Raw genomic sequence first — 20029 nt, forward strand, 5'->3', positions numbered from 1 at the left:
AAGGCCATACTCATTCGAGCCAACATGCTTTTCCTCACATAGCCAGCAATTCAATGCCACTGGGCAAACGGTCCTTATGTACCGTAATTTTGTAATCAGCAAAAGCACGGGGTGATCCAGATGATGTTCTAACAATTTCTACGATAGCATTGCGGTCCAGTAATTTGTGAGCTGGTGCGCAGCCTAGCATTGCCTGTTTGATCCGCTGGTTTTGGTCGCTGTCGGTGCCGACATGCTTGAAAACATACAGCCCACGACAAGACATCATCCCCTTGCTGGCGGAGCGGTCGTGGTCGTACATATTCAAGAGCGCCTCCCATAAATTAGCCAAGTCAGTGTCAGAAAATCCGGTTCCCTTGGCAAGATTGGCGCTGATGAATCCTTTAGCCACATAAAGACCGTAAGGAATAAGGGCCTTGCGACCCATGGTTCGAAGTTTGTCCTCTTCCTGTTCATTTTCCCATCTTTCATAATCAGCAGCTGTTTTTGCATCTTTGACCTTTTCCGCCACCGCCATACGGGTAATGGAAATATCCAACGGTAGGATTGGGTCAACTGAACGGGCAAAGGAAAACTGCACGGGACCCCGCACCTGTCCGGCATTAGCGCCGGTACTCATGACTGCCCCGAAGGTTCGGACATCAAAAAAGGTCTTGCACATCCAGTCCCGTGCGCTCATTACCTGATTACGATTGCCTCCGCCTTCCGGTTTACCGCCCGTCTCTTCATGGGCCTTGGTGATATATTTGTTCAGATTACTGGCATGTTGTATATAGATGGCGTTCGGCGTCGACGCGATGATATCAGCGCCAAACTTTTCTTGAACAAAATTTCTTACTCGGCGCTTGAGTGCCACATCGGAAACCAGGCCGTGCATATCCTCAGGATCGATGCGAGGGCTATTGCCAGCATCCGGGTCGCCGTTGGGGTTACCGTTTTCACAATCGAACAGGAAGAGGAATTCATAACGGTTCTGTATGCTCATTGGATATCTCCTTTAGTGGATTTGTCGTTGTCTTTTGTTTTCCCAGCTCGACGTGCGGCAATTTGTTGATAATAGCCCAAAGCAAAAAGGCTCTGCCCTTCGAGATCAAGGGTTCCCGGTATGCGGTCCTCAATCTGGCTCATGATTTCGGCAATCTGGCCTTCATACCAATAGGCCAGGCCGCCATCTAGTTTGTTAAGGTGATTCTTGGCGTTGGAGATAAGTCGTCCGAGAGTCAGCCCAGGCGTTTGGCTGGCAGCCACATAGTAACGTTGTACCACGCCAGCGCCGACATCGCCCAGCGCCGTGCGTTGCAGGTCAGCCAGCATTGCTAGAAGACGTCCGCATTGGTAGGCGGGTTCGGGATGTTCCTTATTGAGATAAGCACTCATGTTGTGATCTCCTCCTTTACGAATGAAGTATGCTTTTATCAAGCCCATGCGGGCGTGGTTGAATTGTTTGTCATCAATCAAGTCGCAACGAAAACGATGTAGTGCTTGGGCGACGAAGGTCTGAGGAATAGGCTGCCCGGTCAAAGCAACACGCCAGAGGATTGCTGATGTTGGGGCCGATAAATCTTTAAGTTCTCGAACAAATGCTCCACAGACAGCCATGAATTTTGGATCACGGGCGAGATTATTCCCATCCCTAGCAACAATTTCCAGATCGGAAAACCATTGCTCGATTCTTGTAATCAGCTCCTCAAAACTCCCTTCCATCCAGTCGCGGATCATTACCCTACCCGAAGCACCGGAAATGGTTATTGCAAAATACCGATTGTTGTCGAAACCAGATCGCTGGCCAGTTCGCAGGGATTCAAGGATTTGCTGGGCTGAGTTGTAAGCTGTTGCTTCAGTGATTTCGGGCGGTTCGAAAAGAAAAGCCAGGGGATCACTTTCCACCCTGACGGTGTCCTTAAACCAATGGACAACCAAGGTATTGGCCAATTTCCGAGAGTGATTCTTGATTAAGTGATTGAGAGCATCAATAAATTCGCGTGCTGATTTTTCGCCCATGGCTGCATTGCTGGCCTGCTCCAATCCAAAGGAGCAAAAGGCAGCTTTGTCAAATCCAGCCATGACATCACCCATACTCAAACCACCCACACCAGAAAGCCCTGTAATTTTCGGCTGTGTCGGTAATGGCATGAGCACCTCGCCACTCAAAAAGCAGATCATTTCTTTGGAATTGGTAGTAGCTGACGATTCGACAGTTTTTTTGCCTCTTTTGGGCTTTTCCTCAGTCTTGCCTTTTTCTTGATCCAACGCCCTCCAGAAGCGCCACCAATCGAGTACAGCCGATTCCTGTAAGGGGTCTACTCCGGCAATGCGCCAGCAAAGCCAATCGGTAGGTTTTGCCTTTTCCTGAGAAAATCGGTCACGTAGCGTAACGAGTTGTTCACCATCTAAAAACTTCGTCAAAGGTACCAGCGACGAGGCTTCAACGGCTGCCTGCCGAATCATCCCCTTGAAAAACGACTGTTTTTCTTGTGAGCCAGCAATCTTCTTTGGTTCTTCATTCGGTTTACAGAGCAAGGTTACAGTCTGAAGTGTTTCAACGAGAAAATGGGCACGGCCTCCGGCATTCATATTGCCCATTTCAGGACATTTGGAAGTCTGCGCACCCTTTTTATCATCACCCAATGGCAAGATATTTATAAGTTGACCATCTCCGGAAATTTCCACCAGCCACCGAACTGTCCGTGTAGTGAAACCTGGCTCAGAACCAGAAAGATTTTTTCTGGCATAGGTTACAAGCTGATTCAGCATCAGACTCCTCCACTTTCCGGTTTTCGTACCTTCTCGCTTTCAAAAGGTGGAACATCCAACACACCGTTGACCACGGTAGCATCAAAAAGAGAGATAAATGGCTTGTCATTCTTGACCACCTCTCGCCGCAGGTCGAAAACATCGTATAACATCCAGCCGAGGTGCTGATCAAAAGAGGCTGTAGTTTTTTGCGCATCACCAGGATTAGCATATTCAAAAAAAGCCGGGAATTCGCTACATCCGAAGTATGGTTGTTGAAAGCATTTTCCCTGCTTGGCGCGCCGTTCGAATATGCTGTCGTATTTGTTAGAGTGCTCGTGGTCTGCAAACTTGGATTTTGGAACAATCTTAGCAGTGAGTCGATAGCGGACATTTTTTAGTGCTACCGTCTGCCGTTGGGTACGGCCCTTCTGATCAGTGCCCGTATCATCTTTACCACCATCAGCCCAAAGGGGCTCCGGTTCTGATCGGCCATCCATCCATGCTTTGATGGTGCGGTCTGCTGGAACTTTGTCCTTCACCTCATTCCGCCGTAGGGCAATATAACGTGGCATCTCTAGAACCTCGATACGTTCGACCTGCCAATGAAAATATGGACGCATACCGTCGGTTTCCCGAATGCCTTCCCAATAAATGGCATCAAATATGCCTCGTGCAGCGGATGGCGTAATGACCGGATAGCTGAACCGTTCAACTTTCATCTCCGGCCGGGTAAAACAGGCCAAATCCCCCCAGACTTCCAGCGTATGCGTTCGTCTGTTCACATTTTTCCTCCTTTTTATCAGCCAATTAGAATCTGATGGGACTGCGGCAAACACAGTCCGAAAACTTCGTCATATAATCCATCTATATGATCCTCCAGAATAAACCATTCATCCGACACCCCATTTCCATAGCGTAATTTTGCCGGAATCAGCACTCCCCAGGCAGGATGGTCCAGTTGGGGACGAAAGACACTGACAGCCAGCCCTTGGGCTCGACGAATCCATTTGGCACTTATTCCGGCAACATCCTGCTCCTGGCGCAATTCTTCAAATAAATCGATTTGCGGCATGTAAGGTACAAGTACCTGGATAGTTGTACTATCAATTAAACGATACTCTCGGGCAACTCGGACAAAATCAACAGCACAAAAGGCTTCAATAAGTTCTTGGTTATTGGCCTCCGGCTTACTTAAATCATAGAGGCGATGGTAGAAATCGCGAAAGACTGCTGGAGCGTTCAGGTCAATTCCTGTCTCACCTGCTATGATGAGCATGGTTTCCGTCACTTTAGTTGCCTGATAATAGGCAAAGGTCGGGTAAAGACTTCGCCAGCTTCCTTCCATTGACGGTTCAAACACCCGCACTTCGCCCATTCGCCGTTTTCCTGACTCAGTTATAAGCCTCCCTTCCCGATTGCAGCGGCCAGCTGCTTGGGCAATGGCATCAAGTGGCGCCATCGCCCGGTAGGTTACAGGAAAATCCACATCGACGCCGGCCTCAATACATTGGGTTGAAATGAGTTGGCAGGGATCACCGTTCTTAAGTCTGGCACGGACCTCATCTAAAACAACTCTCCTATGGTATGCGCAGAGATTGGTGGAGAGATGGAACACTGCGGCAGTTTCTCTGATTTCCCTCAGTATTGCTGCTGTATGGCTTTTAAGGTTTACAACACAAAGCACTTGTTTTTCGCCTTGAATTTCTTCCGCTAAGGTCACCCAATCTTTCTTCTCGCCATTTTTTGGCCACTGAACTTCATAACGACGCAATGCATCGTAGAGACAGGCATGATCAGGAGCCACCTCGATTGGACACCAACCCTCAGGGACAAATTTTCTAACAGCACTATCCAGAGCATCAAATGCCGGTTGGGTGGCTGTGGCAAAGAGCACTGTTGTCCGATATGCTTTGGAAAAGTGAGATAAGGCTGCTAATGTCGGCACAGCGAGCGATTGAGGTAAAGTCTGGGCCTCGTCAAACATGATGACCGATTCCATCAGGTTGTGAAGTTTGCGGCACGCTGATGGTCGGTTTGAAAACAGCGACTCCAATAATTGCACATTTGTCGTAATGATAATCGGAGCGTCCCAGTTTTCTGAGAGAAGTCGGCGGCCACGTTCCTTGATAACTTCTGCATCATTTTTCGATTCTTCAATGCCAAGGCCAGCCATACTGTGGTGCTCAAGCACAAAGCTTTCCGGAAATTCCTGAAAAATGGCTCGATAAATCGCTGCTGTCTGTTCGATGATAGACAGATAAGGTACTACAAGTACTAATCGTTTAAGACCGTTACAAGCCGCATGATCTAAGGCAAACTTGAGCATAGCCAGTGTTTTCCCGCTGCCGGTTGGCGCAGTGAGCGTGAAAAGTCCCGGTTCTTGCTCCGCAGAGGAAACAACCATATTCCAAAGCGAATTTCTGGCGTCGCGAACTATCGTATCTGATTGACTTGTGCTACGAACTTTGCCAACCATAAATTGCTCTAATGCATAGATGGCTTTGGGGATATCCAAAGTTGGTCCGGATGCACGATATCTCTTCCCCAGCTCATTTCCTTCAAAATGGGCTTCTGTGTCTAGAAAATCAGCATCGGTCAAACATGAAAAAAGCATTCGCACATCCAACATGGAGGCGACAGGGTTCTGAAATCCCTTTTGCGGTTCGACAGCATAAGAATCTGGTTTGCTGACCTTAAGGTCATCTTCTGAAAATCTATCTTTTAGACGATTAATGTTAGTATCGCTGAGTCTCAAGTTTAGAGGATGTCTTTCTGTAAGATTCGCGGGGGTTGCATTTCGAAGGTTGGTGATGGATTGAAGTCCAATGTGATGGCCTTGGATCGCCAAGGCGGCGGCAACTGCATGATACTCCAATGCAACCCACATTCCCGGTGACCAATGGTCAAGACCACTCTCTTCTCCCTTTAACCTTTTCTGAAAAAGGTCAGCATACTTTCCCAGGTCATGAAGCCTTCCGGAGAGGGATGATTCGTCTTTCCATCGTGTGCTTGCAGCAAATTTTGCAGCAAGGTCGGATACACTGGAAAGATGCCCTTTTGCCAGATGTTTGTGCTTATAGTTGTTTTCACTATGGGCAAAATAATTCATTATTTTCTCAATGATTTTTGGGCTAAGAAGCAAGCAAATTCAAAACCAACCTCACCAGCAAATCTTTCTGCCGTGGATCACTCTCGGCAATCAACAGCGCCAAAGCCACCAGCCCTTTGTCATTGATCCCGGTTTTCTCCAGCAATCCATTCTCCTCTAAAAACAACAGAAACAAGAAAGAACCAATCCGCTTGTTGCCGTCGGAAAAAGGGTGATCCTTGATGACAAAGTAGAGGAGGTTGGCTGCCTTTTCCTCGGCGCTTGGATAAAGCTCCTGGCCGTCGAAGGTCTGACAGATATTGCCGAGGATGCCCTCTAACAGGTGTTCCCGCTCCAGGCCAAAGAGGTCGCCGGCTTCACCACGTTTGGTCAGCTCGGACTTGATGAGGGCGATAGCCCGTGTCGCCTTCCCGTATTCGAGCGCCATGCGCGCGGGTTGCAGTTGTTTGGGGCGGGCAAGGCTGTCCTCATCGTATTGTAGCAGGAAGGTCCATGTCTTGGCGTATTGATTGATTATCGCGGTAATGGAAGCTGTTTCGTTGTCGGATTTATGCATATTATGCTCGTCGTGGTTGGTTTTTCGTCTTGTCCGTTGCACCACCCTACCACACCCACCCTGCCGTGGCGTGTCAGGGAAGAAAATAATTTTTAGCCATCCGCGCAATTTCTTTGCCGACCAGGTTTCGCAGTTCCTCCGGTTCGATGACACGTACCTCGGCGCCATGGCTGAGGATAACCCGTACCAGTTCGTGGAAGTCGGCGGTGGGGAACTCCATGTGCAGGGAACCGTCCGGGGCGATGGATGTCTTTTGCGCGGGATGCCAGACCTGTTCGGCAATCCACGGGGCGACAGTGGGGGAAAAGCGGAGTTTCACGCTGCTGGTATTGCCGCTCTGCATGATGCCGAAATGCTTGCGGGTGTGTTCTTTGAGGGCGGGAAGGTCGGTGGGGATGGCAATTGCTCTGTCCGCCGGAGCGATCTTGCGGATGCGGGCAAGGGCAAAATCACGCAGGCCCTGGCTTGTATCGCACCAGGCGAGGAGGTGCCAGCTGCCCATATAGTGCAAAAGATGGAGAGGCTGGACGGTCCGCGTTGTGGTGGCACCCCGGTGCGGGGAATGGTAGGTGATGTGCAGGGCCTTGTCTGCAAACAGGGCCTCAATGGTCTGCCGGAAGGTGCCGGTGTCGACCCTGGCATATTCGATGTTTTTCACCGAGATCTTCGTTTCCACCTGCTGCAGGCAGGCCTGCTCGTGTTTGCCGGTGATGCCGGTCACCCGGTTGATCATCCGGCACAGGTCATCTTTCAAGGCCGGGTCGGGGATGGTCGAGGCGAGACGGACGGCAAGCGACAGGGCGAGGATGTTGGTTTCGCTGATCCAATGGCCGGGGATTTCATAGGCGGTATCGGAATAGCAAAAGCCGCGGCGCGGGCGGTCATAGGTGAGTGGGGCGTTGATCCGCTCGCGCATGAATTCGATGTCGCGATAGGCCGTTCGCTGGGAGATTTCGAATTTTTGCGTCAAGTCACCGGAATTCGGAAATTTTCCGGCCTTGACCCGGCCATGAAACCAACACACCCGTTCGTACTGCTGCCGGTCGGACATCTTTCCCTCCCTTGATGGTGTCGGATAATCCGTCAATGTAGCACTATCTCATTGAAGTAATTGCATCTCTTTCTTGCGGCAATTGTCCGGAGAGTACCAGGTATTGTGTTAGGAGGCAATCCTAGATACCGCGAGGGCATACATTTCGTTTGAGCAGGCAAGCTGCTCAACTCAGCTGGATCGGTTGCAGGAGGAGGTCCTTCCCGAATATGCCGATGGAGCAACTTCCGGGCCGTGGGCGTTCTTTGACACTTTGTCAGTTGGGATATGTTCTCATCTTTACGATCGGCGCGTGGTCTGCTACAGTATTTTGCGGGCCGGAATTGCACCCCGTTGGAGGGAGGTCCTGCTACCAATACCGAAGTCGCTTATCCGTCAACCACCAAAGGAGAAGACCATGAAGAAACTCGTACTTTCTGCCCTGCTTGTCATCACTCCCCTCTGCGTTGCAAGTCTGTCTTTCAGTCAGGGAGCTGCCGCTCCGGCGGATTGTCAGCAGACCCTTAAGAACAACTGCACCAAGTGCCACGGCCTGCCGAAGATCTGTGCCAAACTAGGCGATAAGGCTGCCGATTGGCCGGCGATTGTGGCGAGGATGGGCGATAAGGCCAAGCTCAGCAAGGAAGTACAGGATGCCGCCCTGGCCTGTCTCAGTAAATCACCCGATCCTGCCAAATTGGGCTGCGAGGCGAAGTAAACGCAACTTCCAAGCAAACCTCAGGTTTGACTACTGCGCTGTCCGGGGGATTGTCTCCCCGCCCCGGACAGCGCGAGAACCACTTCGCCCCACACCCTCAGGGCCCGACCACCGGGCCCTCGTATTCCCTGCCGGTCATGGCCTTCTCCGGCAGGTCTCATTGCAATGAGCTTTCAAGTTGGCTCGTAAGTAGGGTGCACTCTGTGCACCATCTGGTTTTGTTGGTGCACAGAGTGCATCCTACGAAAAACAAATGCCATCTTGAATGCTTTAGCGAATACCTTCACGGTTTTTCTTCAAGAAAAAGACGCATCAACGGGGCGCTGGTGATACTTGTCACCAAGGCCATGACGATGAGGGCGACAAAGACCTCGTTGCTGATGAGACCGACTTCGTGAGCCAGGGTGCCGAGGATGATCTCCATCGCCCCCCTGGCGTTCAGGCCAAAACCGACCGCCATGGCCTTTTTGCCGGGCATTCCGCCGAGGCGCGCGCCAAGGCTTGCGCCGATCACCTTGCCGGCAAAGGCCAGGAGCAGGATCAGGAAGACGATGGCCGGGTCAAAATGCTTGATGAAATCGACCCGCAGGCCGATCGAGACAAAGAACAGCGGGGCAAAGAAGTTGGTGACGAACTGGTGCATGATCTCCCTCGCCTGTTCGCGCAGGTACACCGAATCGCCGATGGCCAATCCGGCGATGAAGGCGCCGAGAATGGCGTGGATATGGATGTATTCGGTGAAGGCGGCACAGAGCAGGCACAGGCCGAGACTGAAGGCGAGGACGCCGCCCGGCCAGGACAGTCTGGTCTGCATCCATGGCAAGGTGCGGTTGAGGACGTAGCGGCCGACGATGAGCATAAAGGCGGCGAAGGCGGCGATGGAGAGGATGCTTTGCAGCGGGCTGCCGCCGTTACTTTTGCCGACCAGCGACAGGATAAAGGAAAAGACGATCCAGCCGACGACATCGTTGAAGACCGCCGAGGCGATAATGACTGCGCCGATCTCGGTCTTCAGCAGCTTCATGTCGAGGAGGATCCTGGCGATGACCGGCAGGGCGGAGATGGCCATGGCGGTGCCGAGAAAGAGGGCGAAAAGAAAATGGCCCGGCCCGCTGCCGGTCAGGGAAAACCACTGGGGAAAATACCAAGCCAGGGCAAAGCCGGAGGCAAAGGGCAGGGTCATGCTGCCGATGCCAGTGGTTATCGCCACCCGGCCATGGCGCAGGAACAGGGAAAAGCGCAGCTCCAGGCCGGCGACAAAGAGCAGGAGGACCACCGACAGGGAGAAGATGGCATCAAGGGCCAGGGAAAAATCACGGTTTCCGGCAAAGGGGAAGACCGTCGCATACCATCCGGGGGCAATCGCGCCGAGCACCGTCGGGCCGAGTACCACGCCGATGATCAGTTCGCCCATGACCATCGGCAGGCCGATCTTTTTGCCGAATTCCGAGGCGATGCGCGACAGGATAAGCATGGTGCTTATCGCCAGGAGGAGGGTGACCAGATCGTTTGGGTGCAGTTTTGCCATTGTCACTCGCCAGGGGAATCAGGAGCCTTCGGCGAGGCGGCTATGGACAATGAGCATATTGCAGGGCAGGTGTTCGAGGATGTATTCCAGGTCGTGGGTGAAGATCCGGTCCATAAGCCGGTAGCGGCCGTCCGGGGAATTGATGACCAGGAGATCGGCATCGCATTCTTCGGCATAGCCGCGGATGGCAAAGCCCGGCCTGCCGAAGAGGACGGCTGTCTCCACCACCGGCCCGGTCTTGGGGGTGGCGGCGAGAAGTTCCTGGAGTTTTGCCTCACCGTTTTCGGCCAGATGTGCCTTCAGTTGGTCGTTTTCGTCGGTGGTGCTGTCGACGGCCATAACCATCGCCAGTCCTTCCGGGTCAACCTCGCGGACCGCGCGAATCTCCGGGGCGCCAACCCCGCCGGCAAAGTAGACGGCGGTATTGAGGGTGTGCGGAGTCTTCGGGTGGTCGACGCAGTCGACGACGACTTTGCGGAAGCTGGTGCCGCTGATTTCCGGTTCGGTCAGGAGGAGAATGGAACATTTGGCGCGGCGGCTGAGGCCCCGAGCTACCGAGCCCAGGTAATAGCGGAAGACGCTTTCCCGCCGCCGGGCCCCGAGGATGAGGAGATCGACCATATGCCCTTTACAGATTTCCAGGAGGGTGGTCACCGGATCGCCATTGCCCCAGATGATTTGTACCTCGCCGCCCATTCCCCCGTTGGCGCACAGCTCCCTGAGGGTCGCCTCCTTTTCCGGACTGCGTTTGCCGACATGGATGAGGAGCAGTTTCGCCTTGAAGGTATGTGCTAATTGCCGCGCCTCGCTCAGTACCCCTTCGAGCCGGGGGGAGAAGGCCAGGGCCACGGCAATGGTTTCAAAGGGATAGGGAGAGCGGCCTTTTAATCTGTTGGAGTCCATGGCGTTTATGAGGTTAGGGGATGTGGTGCAGGAGGTTGCCGCATCGTTGGGGTACTGAAAAGAGACTAGTCGTTCCCCCACTTCGCGACAAGCGAATTTTGACATTCGTTCGACAATGTCATATTGTCGGTGTAAGGGATGGTAACTTTGACTGATTATGTCTGCGGCCACGAGGAATTTTCCATGATACGACCAATAATTGCAGGCCTCGCCATGATTTTCGCTATCCTGGCCTTTGCCGGTGTTTCGCCTGCCGCGGCCGAGGGGCAACCGGGCGAAGACCTTGAGGCCCTCGTGGCCAGGGCCCTGGCCGACAACCCGGAGATCAAGGCCGGTGAGGAACGGGTGAGCATGGCCATGGAAAAGGCCGGTCAGGCCGGTTCCCTGGACGACCCGATGCTGATGTTGAAGGTGCAGAATGGCCTAATCCGCGACCCCTTCGCTTTTGACCGGGAGGCGGAAACCGCCAAGGTCATCGGAGTGAGTCAGGCCATCCCCTTTTACGGCAAGCGCGAGCTACGGCGGCAGGGTGCCGGCCGTGATGTCGATGTTGAGAAGCTGCGCCTTGCCGAACAGAAGCTTGAATTGCGGCGAATGGTCAAAGAGGCCTGGTACGGCATCTCGGCGGTTGACCGGGCGCTGGAGGTCCTGGAAAAAAACATCGGTGCCCTCGATGATCTGCTGCATTTTTCTGAAACCATGTACGGCGTCGGCAAGGGTCTGCAGCAGGACGTCCTCAAGGCTCAGCTGGAGCGCTCGAAGATGGAGGAGATGCGCATCGATCTGCAGCAGAAACGCCGCTCGCTGACCTCGGTACTCAATACCCTGGTGTACCGGCCGGTGGAGACGGTCATTCCGGCCATCGCGGAGTCGGCGATACGGCCTGTGACCCTTGATCAGGAAGCTCTTGAAAAGCTCGCCGAGGCCAACCGGCCGCTGCTGCAGGCCCAGGCGGCCCTTCTTGCCAAGAATCAGGCGAACCGCGATCTGGCCGACCGGGAGATCTATCCCGATTTCAACCTGTCCCTTGAATATATGCAGCGCGAGCAGGGGGAAATGAGCGCCGGTGACGATATGTACAGTGTCTCGCTGTCTTTTAATCTGCCGGTGCAGCACGGCCGGCGGCTGGCGATGATCGCCGAGGCCGGGGCGGAAAACCGCATGCTCCATGAGGAAGGACAGATGCTGCGCAACCGGATCCGCCTGGCGGTGGCTGAATCACTGGCGCGGCTTGAACGAAACCGGCGCTTGGCGGCCCTGTACAAGGATGGCCTTCTCGGCCAGGCGGCCAGTGTCCTGGAAACCACCATCGCCTCCTATCAGGCGGGTAAGACCGAGTTTATGAAGGTCCTCGACAGCCAGATGGCCCTTTTTAATCTGGAGCGGGAATACCACGATGCGGTGGCGGAGTATCAGATGCAAACGGCGGTGCTGGAGTCCCTGATCGGCACGGCCTTGTCGGGCAGCCTTGAATAGGGTGTATTGATAATGCTATCAGCTGAAGCACAAGGTGCACGGAGTGCACCCTACCTGTAGCCGCCGTTCATGGTTAAACGTAGGGTGCACTCCGTGCACCTGCAACTGCCTGGATAGCATGAGGAGATTTGTAGTGAAGATAATGAAACCAATACTAATTCTCGTCGCCCTTATCGTCGCCCTCGGTGGCGGCTACTGGTTTGGTCTGCAGCAAACTCCCAGCCGGGCTCCTGCCGAAAGCGGGCACGATCACGCCGGGGAGGTTGCTGAGACGGGGGCGAAGCAGCAGTATACCTGCGGCATGCATCCCTTTATCATCCGCGACGAGCCGGGGCTCTGCCCGATCTGCAATATGGAGCTGACGCCGGTCAAGCCCGGCACCACCGGTTCGCAGCCGCAGGCCCAGACGCCGGCCACGGTCAAACAGTGGCGGTCACCGATGGATCCGACCTATGTCCGCGACGCACCCGGCAAGGATTATATGGGCCATGACCTGGTGCCGGTAACTGAGGGCGGCGGGGGCGACGGGGCGATCACCATCGATCCGGTCACCGCCCAGAATATGGGGGTGCGCACCGAGCCGGTGGTTCGCCGGACGCTTGCCAAGACGGTCCGTACCGTCGGTCTCATGACCTATGAGGAGGGGCGGCAGTTCTCGGTGAACAGCAAGATAGAGGGCTGGATCGAGAAATTCTTCGTCAACCAGGAAGGCCAGACCATCAAGAAAGGCCAGCCGCTTCTGGCCATCTACAGCCCGGAGCTGGTGGCGGCCCAGCAGGAATATCTGCTGGCTCTGCGCAACAGCAAGAAACTTTCGGAAAATCCGGTGCCGGAGGTTGCGGAAAGCGCCCGGCGCCTCCTCGATGCCGCCCGTACCCGCCTGAAATACTGGGATATCAGCGATGAGCAGATTGCCGCCATTGAAAAATCCGGGCAGACGACCAAGACCCTCACCCTCTACAGCCCGCACAGCGGCATCGTCACGGTGAAGAAGGCCCTGGAGGGGATGCGGGTCATGGCCGGTGAGGAGCTGCTGCAGATCTCCGATATCTCGCGGATCTGGATCAATGCCGATATTTTCGAATACGAACTGCCCTGGGTGAAGGTCGGGCAGACGGCACGGGTGGAACTGCCCTTTGCCCAGGGCAAGGTCTATACCGGCCGGATCACCTATATCTACCCCTACCTGAAAAATGAGACGCGCACCGCCCGGGCGCGCATCGAGCTTGCCAACCCAGGTTTTGAGCTGAAGCCGGATATGTACGCCAATGTGCAGATCGACACTGAGGGAGTCAGCGGCGCTTTAGCCATCCCCAGCAACGCCGTGCTCAATTCCGGGGCCGGCCAGACGGTCTTTGTCGCCCTGGAGGGCGGCAAGTTTGCGCCGCGGCCGGTGACCACCGGTATCACCGACGATAACGGCTTTATCCATGTCCAGAGCGGCCTTGCGGAAGGCGAGTCGGTGGTGGTCTCGGCCCAGTTCATGCTTGATTCGGAGAGTTCGTTGCGTGAGGCGCTGCGCAAGATGACGGCGGCCCCGGTGGCCGCTCCGGCTCCGGCTCCGGCTGCGGCGACTGCTGCGCCTGCGCCGGAAAAACTCGATGATCTTTTCAAGTAGGGTTTACCGCGGAGAACGTCATGCTTGAAAAAATCATCAGCTGGTCGATGCGCAACACCTTCATGGTCATCCTCATGACCCTGTTTCTGGTCATCGCCGGGCTGTATTCACTGAAGAACACCCCGGTCGATGCCATCCCCGACCTCTCCGACGTCCAGGTCATCATCTACACCAAGTACCAGGGCCAGGCGCCGCAGGTGGTGGAAGACCAGGTCACCTATCCGCTGACCACCCAGATGCTCGCCGTCCCCGGCGCCAAGGTGGTGCGCGGCTACTCGTTTTTCGGCAGCAGCTTTATCTACATCATCTTCGAGGACGGCACCGACATGTACTGGGCCCGGTCGCGGGTCCTCGAATACCTCAACTACGTCTCCGGCAAATTGCCGCAGGGGGTGACCCCGGTCCTCGGTCCGGACGCCACCGGCGTTGGCTGGATTTACGAATACACCCTGCAGAGCAAACGCCATAACCTCCAGGAACTGCGCTCCATTCAAGACTGGTATCTGCGCTACGAGCTGACCTCGCTGGAAGGAGTCAGCGAGGTGGCAAGCCTCGGCGGTTTCGTCAAACAATATCAGGTGGCTGTCGATCCCAACAAGCTCATGGCTTACAATATCCCGATCACCGAGGTGATGATGGCCATCCAGAAGGCCAACCTCGATGTCGGCGGCGGCGCCATCGAGATGGGCGAGACCGAGTTTGTGGTGCGCAGCCACGGCTATATCAAAAACCTTGAAGACATCCGCAATATCGTCGTCATGAGCAGCAAGGACGGTACGCCGGTGCTCGTTAAAAACCTCGCCGAGGTGCGCTTGGGGCCGGAGATGCGCCGCGGTGTTGCCGAATGGAACGGCGAAGGGGAGACGGTGGGTGGCATCATCGTCATGCGTTTTGGCGAGAATGCCCTTTCAACCATTCAGCGGGTAAAGGACAAGCTTGAGACCCTGAAAACCGGGCTGCCGGAGGGGGTGACGATTCACACCGCCTATGACCGCTCCGGCCTCATTGAGCGGGCCATTTCTACCCTGCGGGAAAAACTTCTTGAGGAAAGCATCGTCGTTGCCCTGGTCATCGCCCTCTTTCTCTTTCATCTGCCGAGCGCCCTGGTGGCCATCGTCACCTTGCCGGTGGCCATCCTCATGGCCTTCACCATCATGTACGCCCAGGGGATCAACGCCAATATCATGAGTCTTGGCGGCATCGCCATTGCCATCGGGGCGATGATCGACGCGGCGATCATCATGATCGAAAACGCCCATAAACACCTGGAGCGCGACCGCGGCAAGAAGCCGCACGGGAGAATCATCCTTGATGCGGCGGTGGAGGTGGGGCCGACGCTGTTTTTCTCGCTCCTGGTCATCACCGTGTCCTTTGTGCCAGTCTTTACCCTGACCGAGCAGTCGGGGCGGATGTTCAAGCCGCTGGCCTTCACCAAGACCTACGCCATGGCCGCCGCCGCTTTTCTGTCGATCACCCTGGTGCCGGTGCTGATGGGCTGGTTTATAAGGGGCCGGATCAAGGAGGAAAAGGCCAACCCACTTAACCGGCTGTTGATCGCCATCTATCATCCCTTTGTCGATCTGGTGCTGAAGTGGCGAAAGACGACGCTCCTGCTGGCGCTTGCCGCCATGCTGTCCATTTCCTGGCCGCTGTCGAAGATGGGCTCGGAGTTCATGCCGGCCCTCTACGAAGGCGATCTCCTCTATATGCCGACGACCCTGCCCGGACTGTCGGTGACCAAGGCCAAGGAGATCCTCCAGCAGACCGACCGGATTATCCGCCAGTTCCCAGAGGTGGAGCACGTCTTCGGTAAGATCGGCCGGGCCGAGACGGCCACCGATCCGGCGCCGATGATGATGATCGAAACGACCATCACCCTGAAGCCGGAGGCGGAGTGGCGCAAGGTGGCCAGTAAGCGCTTCTTCTCGGAGTGGCCGGAGGGGCTGGAGGCAGTGAAAAAGCCCCTGCGCTGGCTGTGGCCCGAGCATCGGCCGATAACGGTGCCTGAACTGATCGACCGCCTGAACAGCGCCATCCAGTTTCCGGGGCTCACCAACGCCTGGACCATGCCGATCAAGACCCGTATCGATATGTTGTCGACTGGCATCAAGACGCCGGTGGGCATCAAGATCATGGGTAACGATCTGGCGACCCTCAGCCGCATCGGTGAGGAGGTGGAGGCGGTGGTGCGCACCGTGCCGGGGACGCTGTCGGCTATCGCCGAACGGGCGGTGGGCGGCCGTTATCTCGATATCCGCATCGACCGCCTGAGTGCCGCTCGTTACGGCATTAACGTCGGGACCATTCAAGAGATTATCCAGACGGCGGTGGGCGGCATGTCGATCAGCGAGACGGTCGAAGGGTTGGAGCGCTATCCGATAAGTGTCCGCTATGACAGGGATTTCCGCAGCGATATCGATTCTCTGAAGCGGGTCCTGGTGCCGGGAGCGGGGGGACGGCACATCCCTCTTGAGCAGCTGGCGAGTATCTCGGTCAGCAGCGATCCGGACAGCATCAAGAGCGAGAACGGCCGGCGCACTGCCTGGGTCTACGTCGATATCAAGGATGTCGATGTCGGCAGTTATGTGCAAAGTGCCAAGGCGGCGGTGGCTAGCCATATCAAGTTGCCGCAGGGCTACAATATCGTCTGGAGCGGCCAGTACGAATATATGGAGAAGGCCCGGGAGCGACTGCTGGTGATCATTCCGCTGACGATACTGATTATCTTCGTCATCATCTACATCAACACCGGCAGTCTGATGAAGACCGGCATTGTCTTTCTGGCCGTACCGTTCTCCTTGGTGGGGGCCTTCTGGTTCCTCCATCTACTTGGCTACCATCTGTCGGTGGCGGTGTGGGTCGGGCTTATTGCCCTGGCGGGCCTTGATGCCGAGACCGGCGTGGTCATGCTTCTCTATCTCGATCTGGCCCATAAACGCTGGCAGGACAAGGGGCGGATGGTCACCCGCGGCGATCTGGCGCAGGCCATCCACTATGGGGCGGTGCAGCGGATTCGTCCGAAGGTGATGACCATTGCCGTCATCATCGCCGGTCTTTTGCCAATCATGTGGAGCCACGGTGCCGGGTCGGATGTCATGAAGCGCATCGCCGCGCCGATGGTCGGTGGAGTCGTTACCTCGGGACTCATGGAATTGCTGGTGTATCCGGTGATATTTTATATCTGGCGGGGTTGGCGGTTGCAGAAAAGCACGGTGGCCACGACCGCCCAGGAGGAGTAGGGTGCATTTCATGCACCCTTAACCGTTTTTTCTTTAATAAGTATCTCAAGGAGTTGTACATGAAACGCGGAATTTTGATTCTTTCACTACTTGCCCTTCTCACCCTGCCGGCCTATGGCATGGCCCAGGATCACAGCGCCCACGGCGGGCAGAGCGGTAAGGCTGCCCCGGCCGCCCCCCAGAGCGGTCATGAGGCGATGATGCACGGCGGCGCCATCATGCTTCCGGAGCTTACCGTCGATGGTGTCAAGGGCATGGTCCACCTGATGGACACCGGTGCCATGATGGCCAAGATGGGCAAAAAGGAGAACTACCACTTTATGGTCGCCTTTAGCGAGGCAGCCACCGGCAAGGCAATCTCCCAGGGCAGCGTCGCCCTGAAGATAACCGGACCGGGTGAGGCCAAGGCCGGTGAGCCGCTGGCCCTGATGGCCATGGCCGGTCAGTTCGGCGCCGACATCAGTCTGCCCGGCAAGGGCCTCTACACCCTGGAAGTCGGCAGCAAGCTGGCCGACGGGGCGAAGCGGCAGTTTAAATTTCAGTATACGGTGAAGTAAGCGGGAGTTTGTCGGAGGGGGCTTTGCACGTCATCTGTTTTGATGATGGTGCGTGGAACGCACCCTCCGAAAAAATCATGCCATCTGTTCCCTGAGGTGGCGGTTGCCCATCATTGACAACGGTACTGGAAAGCCGTACTGTAAAACCAGACGACTATTCCAGACAAGGAGGCAACAATGCTTGAAACGACCGCTAATGAGTTCCGAAAAACGCTCAAGGAAAAAGTCGATAGCTGTATCAAAAACCACGAGGTTTTGCGGGTAAAACGGAAAAACGGCGAAAATTTCGTTATTCTCGGCGAGGACGATTGGTCAGCTATCGAAGAAACGCTGTATCTTAATCGGGTTCCCGGCCTGGTGGAAAGCATTCATGCCGCTGCATTGGAACCGCTCGCTGAAGGGACGCCCCTTGAAAGGATTGACTGGTGAGCTGGACGGTCATTCTTTCGAAAAAGGCAATCAAGGATATCGAGAAACTAAAGCAGGCCGGTCTTGCCTCTGCAGCGAAGGACTTGCTGCATCTGCTGCAGACTGATCCCTTTGTCACGCCTCCCCGCTGTGAAAAATTGGTGGGCAATCTCCAGGGTTTCTATTCCAGAAGAATCAATATTCAGCACAGACTTGTCTATGCCGTCGACAAAAATGCTCGAACGATTCACGTCCTGCGGATGTGGTCGCACTACGAGGAGTAGTGCGCGTCGCCTCCCTCGTTTTCCCTTTGCGACACACTGAAATACATCAGACCATCCGCTCTCGCACATGGCGGCGATAGGATTCGTAGTCACCTTCGTGGATGCGCATTTCGCCATGGTCGATCTCCATGACCCTTGTCACCAGCGACCGAAGGAAATGCCGATCGTGGCTGACGAGAATAACGGTGCCTTCAAATTTCTGCAGGGCGGCGAGGAGGACCTCCCGCGACTGGATGTCAAGATGGTTGGTCGGTTCGTCGAGGATGAGGAAGTTAAGGGGGCGTCCGAGGAGGCGCGCCAGGATGATCCGGCTCTTTTCGCCGCCAGACAGTGTGCTGATGCGTTTGTCGACATCGTCGCCAGTAAAGAGGAAGGCGCCACAGAGGTTGCGGATGACACCGATGTTCTCAAGAGGCATGACCTCCTGCACCGCCTCGAAGACCGTCTGCGTAGGGCTTAAGATATCCATGGCGTGCTGGCTGAAATAGCCGATCGTGACACCGGCGCCAATCAGTACCTGGCCTTCGCTCGGTTCGGTATTGCCGGTGATGACCTTGAGAAGCGTCGATTTGCCGGCGCCGTTGACGCCGACCACGGCAATCTTCTCCAACCGCCGCACCGTGCCGTGCAGGCCGCTGAACACCGGAATGACCCGGCCATCGTGGCCGGTCCAACTCTTGCCGAGGTTTTTCAGGTGCAGGACATCGTCGCCGGAGCGCGGCGGCACGGGGAAGTCAAATTTCATGACCCGCTGCTCAGGTGGCAGGACGATGCGTTCGATCTTGTCGATCTTCTTTACCCGCGACTGCACCTGCGAGGCGTGGGAGGCCCGGGCGGCAAAGCGGGCGATGAATTCCTCTTCTTTAGCGAGCATCTCCTGCTGGCGTTTGAAGCTCGCCTGGAGTTGCTGGCGGCGGATCTCCCGCTCCTGCTCGTAAAAATCGAAGTTGCCGCTGTAGGTGGTGGTCGTGCCGTTGGCCACCTCGACAATGCGGCTGACGATCTTGTTCATAAACTCCCGGTCGTGGCAGGTCATCAGCAGGGCGCCTTTGAATTCCGTGCGCAGCCATTCCTCCAGCCAAAGAATAGATTCGATATCGAGGTGGTTGGTGGGTTCGTCAAGGAGCAGGACGTCCGGGTTGATGGTCAGGATCTTGGCCAGGGCGATGCGCATCTTCCAGCCGCCGCTGAATTTCTCAACCGGCGCTTGAAAATCGTCAGGGGAGATCCCGAGACCGGTGAGCACCGCCTGGGCTCGCGGCTCAAGATCGTAGCCACCGCGCTGCTCAAATATTTCCACCGCCTCGCCGTAGCGTTCCAGCAGCTCGGCCATGGCCGCGTCGTCCATCGGTTCGGACATCGCCGCCTCCATCTCCCGCATTCTCACACCCAGAGCGACGATATCGCCGGCCGCCGACATGACCTCGGCGAGAACCGTTCTCCCGGCCATGTCACCGACATCCTGGGAAAAATAGCCGATAACGGTCTTTTTCGAGCAGGAGATCTCGCCCTTGTCCGGTTCTTCCTCGCCGGTGATAAGGCGGAAGATGGTGGTCTTGCCGGCGCCGTTCGGGCCGACCAGACCGGTGTGGGTGGCGGGGAGGATCTGCAGACTGGCGTTTTGCAGGAGAATCCGGCTGCCGTGCTGTTTCTGGATGTTGGTAAGATGAATCATGGCTCTCGGTGTCGGTGAGGGGGGAAAGTGTTGAGACGGGCTGCCCCCTGTAACCCAAGGGATGTCATACCCTTATACCCTTGTGGTATAAGTGCCTTGGTGGTGTTATCAATAAAGTATTTCCCGACTCACTTCCTTGTTTTTCTGACAGTTCTTTATGAGTAAGGCGCAAAAAAGGCCGGAAGTTAACAC

Annotated in this window: 16 protein-coding genes; 7 read left to right on the forward strand and 9 right to left on the reverse strand. The window is 55.6% G+C overall.

The features are described from left to right. Positions 1-34: 34 nt before the first annotated feature. The 6 genes from cas7c to OEL83_06205 all read right to left on the reverse strand — a co-directional run bounded on the left by cas7c (position 35) and on the right by OEL83_06205 (position 7452). On the reverse strand, positions 35-985 hold the full coding sequence (gene cas7c / locus OEL83_06180) for a type I-C CRISPR-associated protein Cas7/Csd2 (GenBank protein MDK9706621.1): 951 nt from the start codon (positions 983-985) through the stop codon (positions 35-37). Then, positions 982-2754: a type I-C CRISPR-associated protein Cas8c/Csd1 gene (gene cas8c, locus OEL83_06185; protein MDK9706622.1), complete on the reverse strand. Its 1773-nt coding sequence runs from the start codon at positions 2752-2754 to the stop codon at positions 982-984. The genes cas7c and cas8c overlap by 4 nt, the downstream gene beginning before the upstream one ends. After that, positions 2754-3518: a type I-C CRISPR-associated protein Cas5c gene (cas5c, locus tag OEL83_06190; GenBank protein ID MDK9706623.1), complete on the reverse strand. Its 765-nt coding sequence runs from the start codon at positions 3516-3518 to the stop codon at positions 2754-2756. The genes cas8c and cas5c overlap by 1 nt, the downstream gene beginning before the upstream one ends. 17 nt (positions 3519-3535) lie before the next feature. After that, a complete protein-coding gene (gene cas3, locus OEL83_06195; protein ID MDK9706624.1) occupies positions 3536-5845 on the reverse strand; it encodes a CRISPR-associated helicase Cas3' in 2310 nt (769 codons plus the stop codon). A 22-nt stretch (positions 5846-5867) separates the two neighbouring features. Then, positions 5868-6401: a Fic family protein gene (locus tag OEL83_06200; GenBank protein ID MDK9706625.1), complete on the reverse strand. Its 534-nt coding sequence runs from the start codon at positions 6399-6401 to the stop codon at positions 5868-5870. A 73-nt stretch (positions 6402-6474) separates the two neighbouring features. Then, positions 6475-7452 (reverse strand): WYL domain-containing protein, encoded by a 978-nt coding sequence (locus OEL83_06205; protein MDK9706626.1) that lies wholly within the window; start codon positions 7450-7452, stop codon positions 6475-6477. Positions 7453-7849: 397 nt separating this feature from the next. Here OEL83_06205 and OEL83_06210 point away from each other — a divergent pair, with 397 nt between their 5' ends. Next, a complete protein-coding gene (locus OEL83_06210) occupies positions 7850-8149 on the forward strand; it encodes a hypothetical protein (GenBank protein MDK9706627.1) in 300 nt (99 codons plus the stop codon). Between the two features lie 283 nt (positions 8150-8432). Here the strand turns inward: OEL83_06210 and OEL83_06215 are convergent, their stop codons facing one another. Then, a complete protein-coding gene (locus OEL83_06215; GenBank protein ID MDK9706628.1) occupies positions 8433-9677 on the reverse strand; it encodes a cation:proton antiporter in 1245 nt (414 codons plus the stop codon). 18 nt (positions 9678-9695) lie between these two features. Then, the gene (locus OEL83_06220; GenBank protein ID MDK9706629.1) at positions 9696-10751 is read right to left on the reverse strand and encodes a universal stress protein; all 1056 of its coding nucleotides are present in this window, start codon (positions 10749-10751) and stop codon (positions 9696-9698) included. 12 nt (positions 10752-10763) lie between these two features. Here OEL83_06220 and OEL83_06225 point away from each other — a divergent pair, with 12 nt between their 5' ends. The 6 genes from OEL83_06225 (at position 10764) to OEL83_06250 (ending at position 18162) form a co-directional block, all read left to right on the forward strand. After that, complete coding sequence (locus tag OEL83_06225; GenBank protein ID MDK9706630.1) at positions 10764-12056, forward strand: TolC family protein; 1293 nt, start codon at positions 10764-10766, stop codon at positions 12054-12056. A gap of 142 nt (positions 12057-12198) precedes the next feature. Further along, complete coding sequence (locus OEL83_06230; GenBank protein ID MDK9706631.1) at positions 12199-13674, forward strand: efflux RND transporter periplasmic adaptor subunit; 1476 nt, start codon at positions 12199-12201, stop codon at positions 13672-13674. Positions 13675-13694: 20 nt separating this feature from the next. Next, the gene (locus tag OEL83_06235) at positions 13695-16913 is read left to right on the forward strand and encodes a CusA/CzcA family heavy metal efflux RND transporter (protein MDK9706632.1); all 3219 of its coding nucleotides are present in this window, start codon (positions 13695-13697) and stop codon (positions 16911-16913) included. A gap of 59 nt (positions 16914-16972) precedes the next feature. Then, positions 16973-17470: a hypothetical protein gene (locus OEL83_06240; GenBank protein ID MDK9706633.1), complete on the forward strand. Its 498-nt coding sequence runs from the start codon at positions 16973-16975 to the stop codon at positions 17468-17470. A 177-nt stretch (positions 17471-17647) separates the two neighbouring features. Beyond that, complete coding sequence (locus OEL83_06245; GenBank protein MDK9706634.1) at positions 17648-17899, forward strand: type II toxin-antitoxin system Phd/YefM family antitoxin; 252 nt, start codon at positions 17648-17650, stop codon at positions 17897-17899. Continuing rightward, positions 17896-18162, forward strand: coding sequence for a Txe/YoeB family addiction module toxin (locus tag OEL83_06250; GenBank protein MDK9706635.1), 267 nt, complete (start codon positions 17896-17898; stop codon positions 18160-18162). The genes OEL83_06245 and OEL83_06250 overlap by 4 nt, the downstream gene beginning before the upstream one ends. 46 nt (positions 18163-18208) lie before the next feature. On the opposite strand, the gene OEL83_06255 is transcribed toward OEL83_06250, so the two are convergent. Beyond that, positions 18209-19837 (reverse strand): ATP-binding cassette domain-containing protein, encoded by a 1629-nt coding sequence (locus OEL83_06255; GenBank protein MDK9706636.1) that lies wholly within the window; start codon positions 19835-19837, stop codon positions 18209-18211. Positions 19838-20029: the final 192 nt, after the last annotated feature.

This window comes from Desulforhopalus sp. (assembly GCA_030247675.1).
Classification (GTDB): domain Bacteria; phylum Desulfobacterota; class Desulfobulbia; order Desulfobulbales; family Desulfocapsaceae; genus Desulforhopalus_A.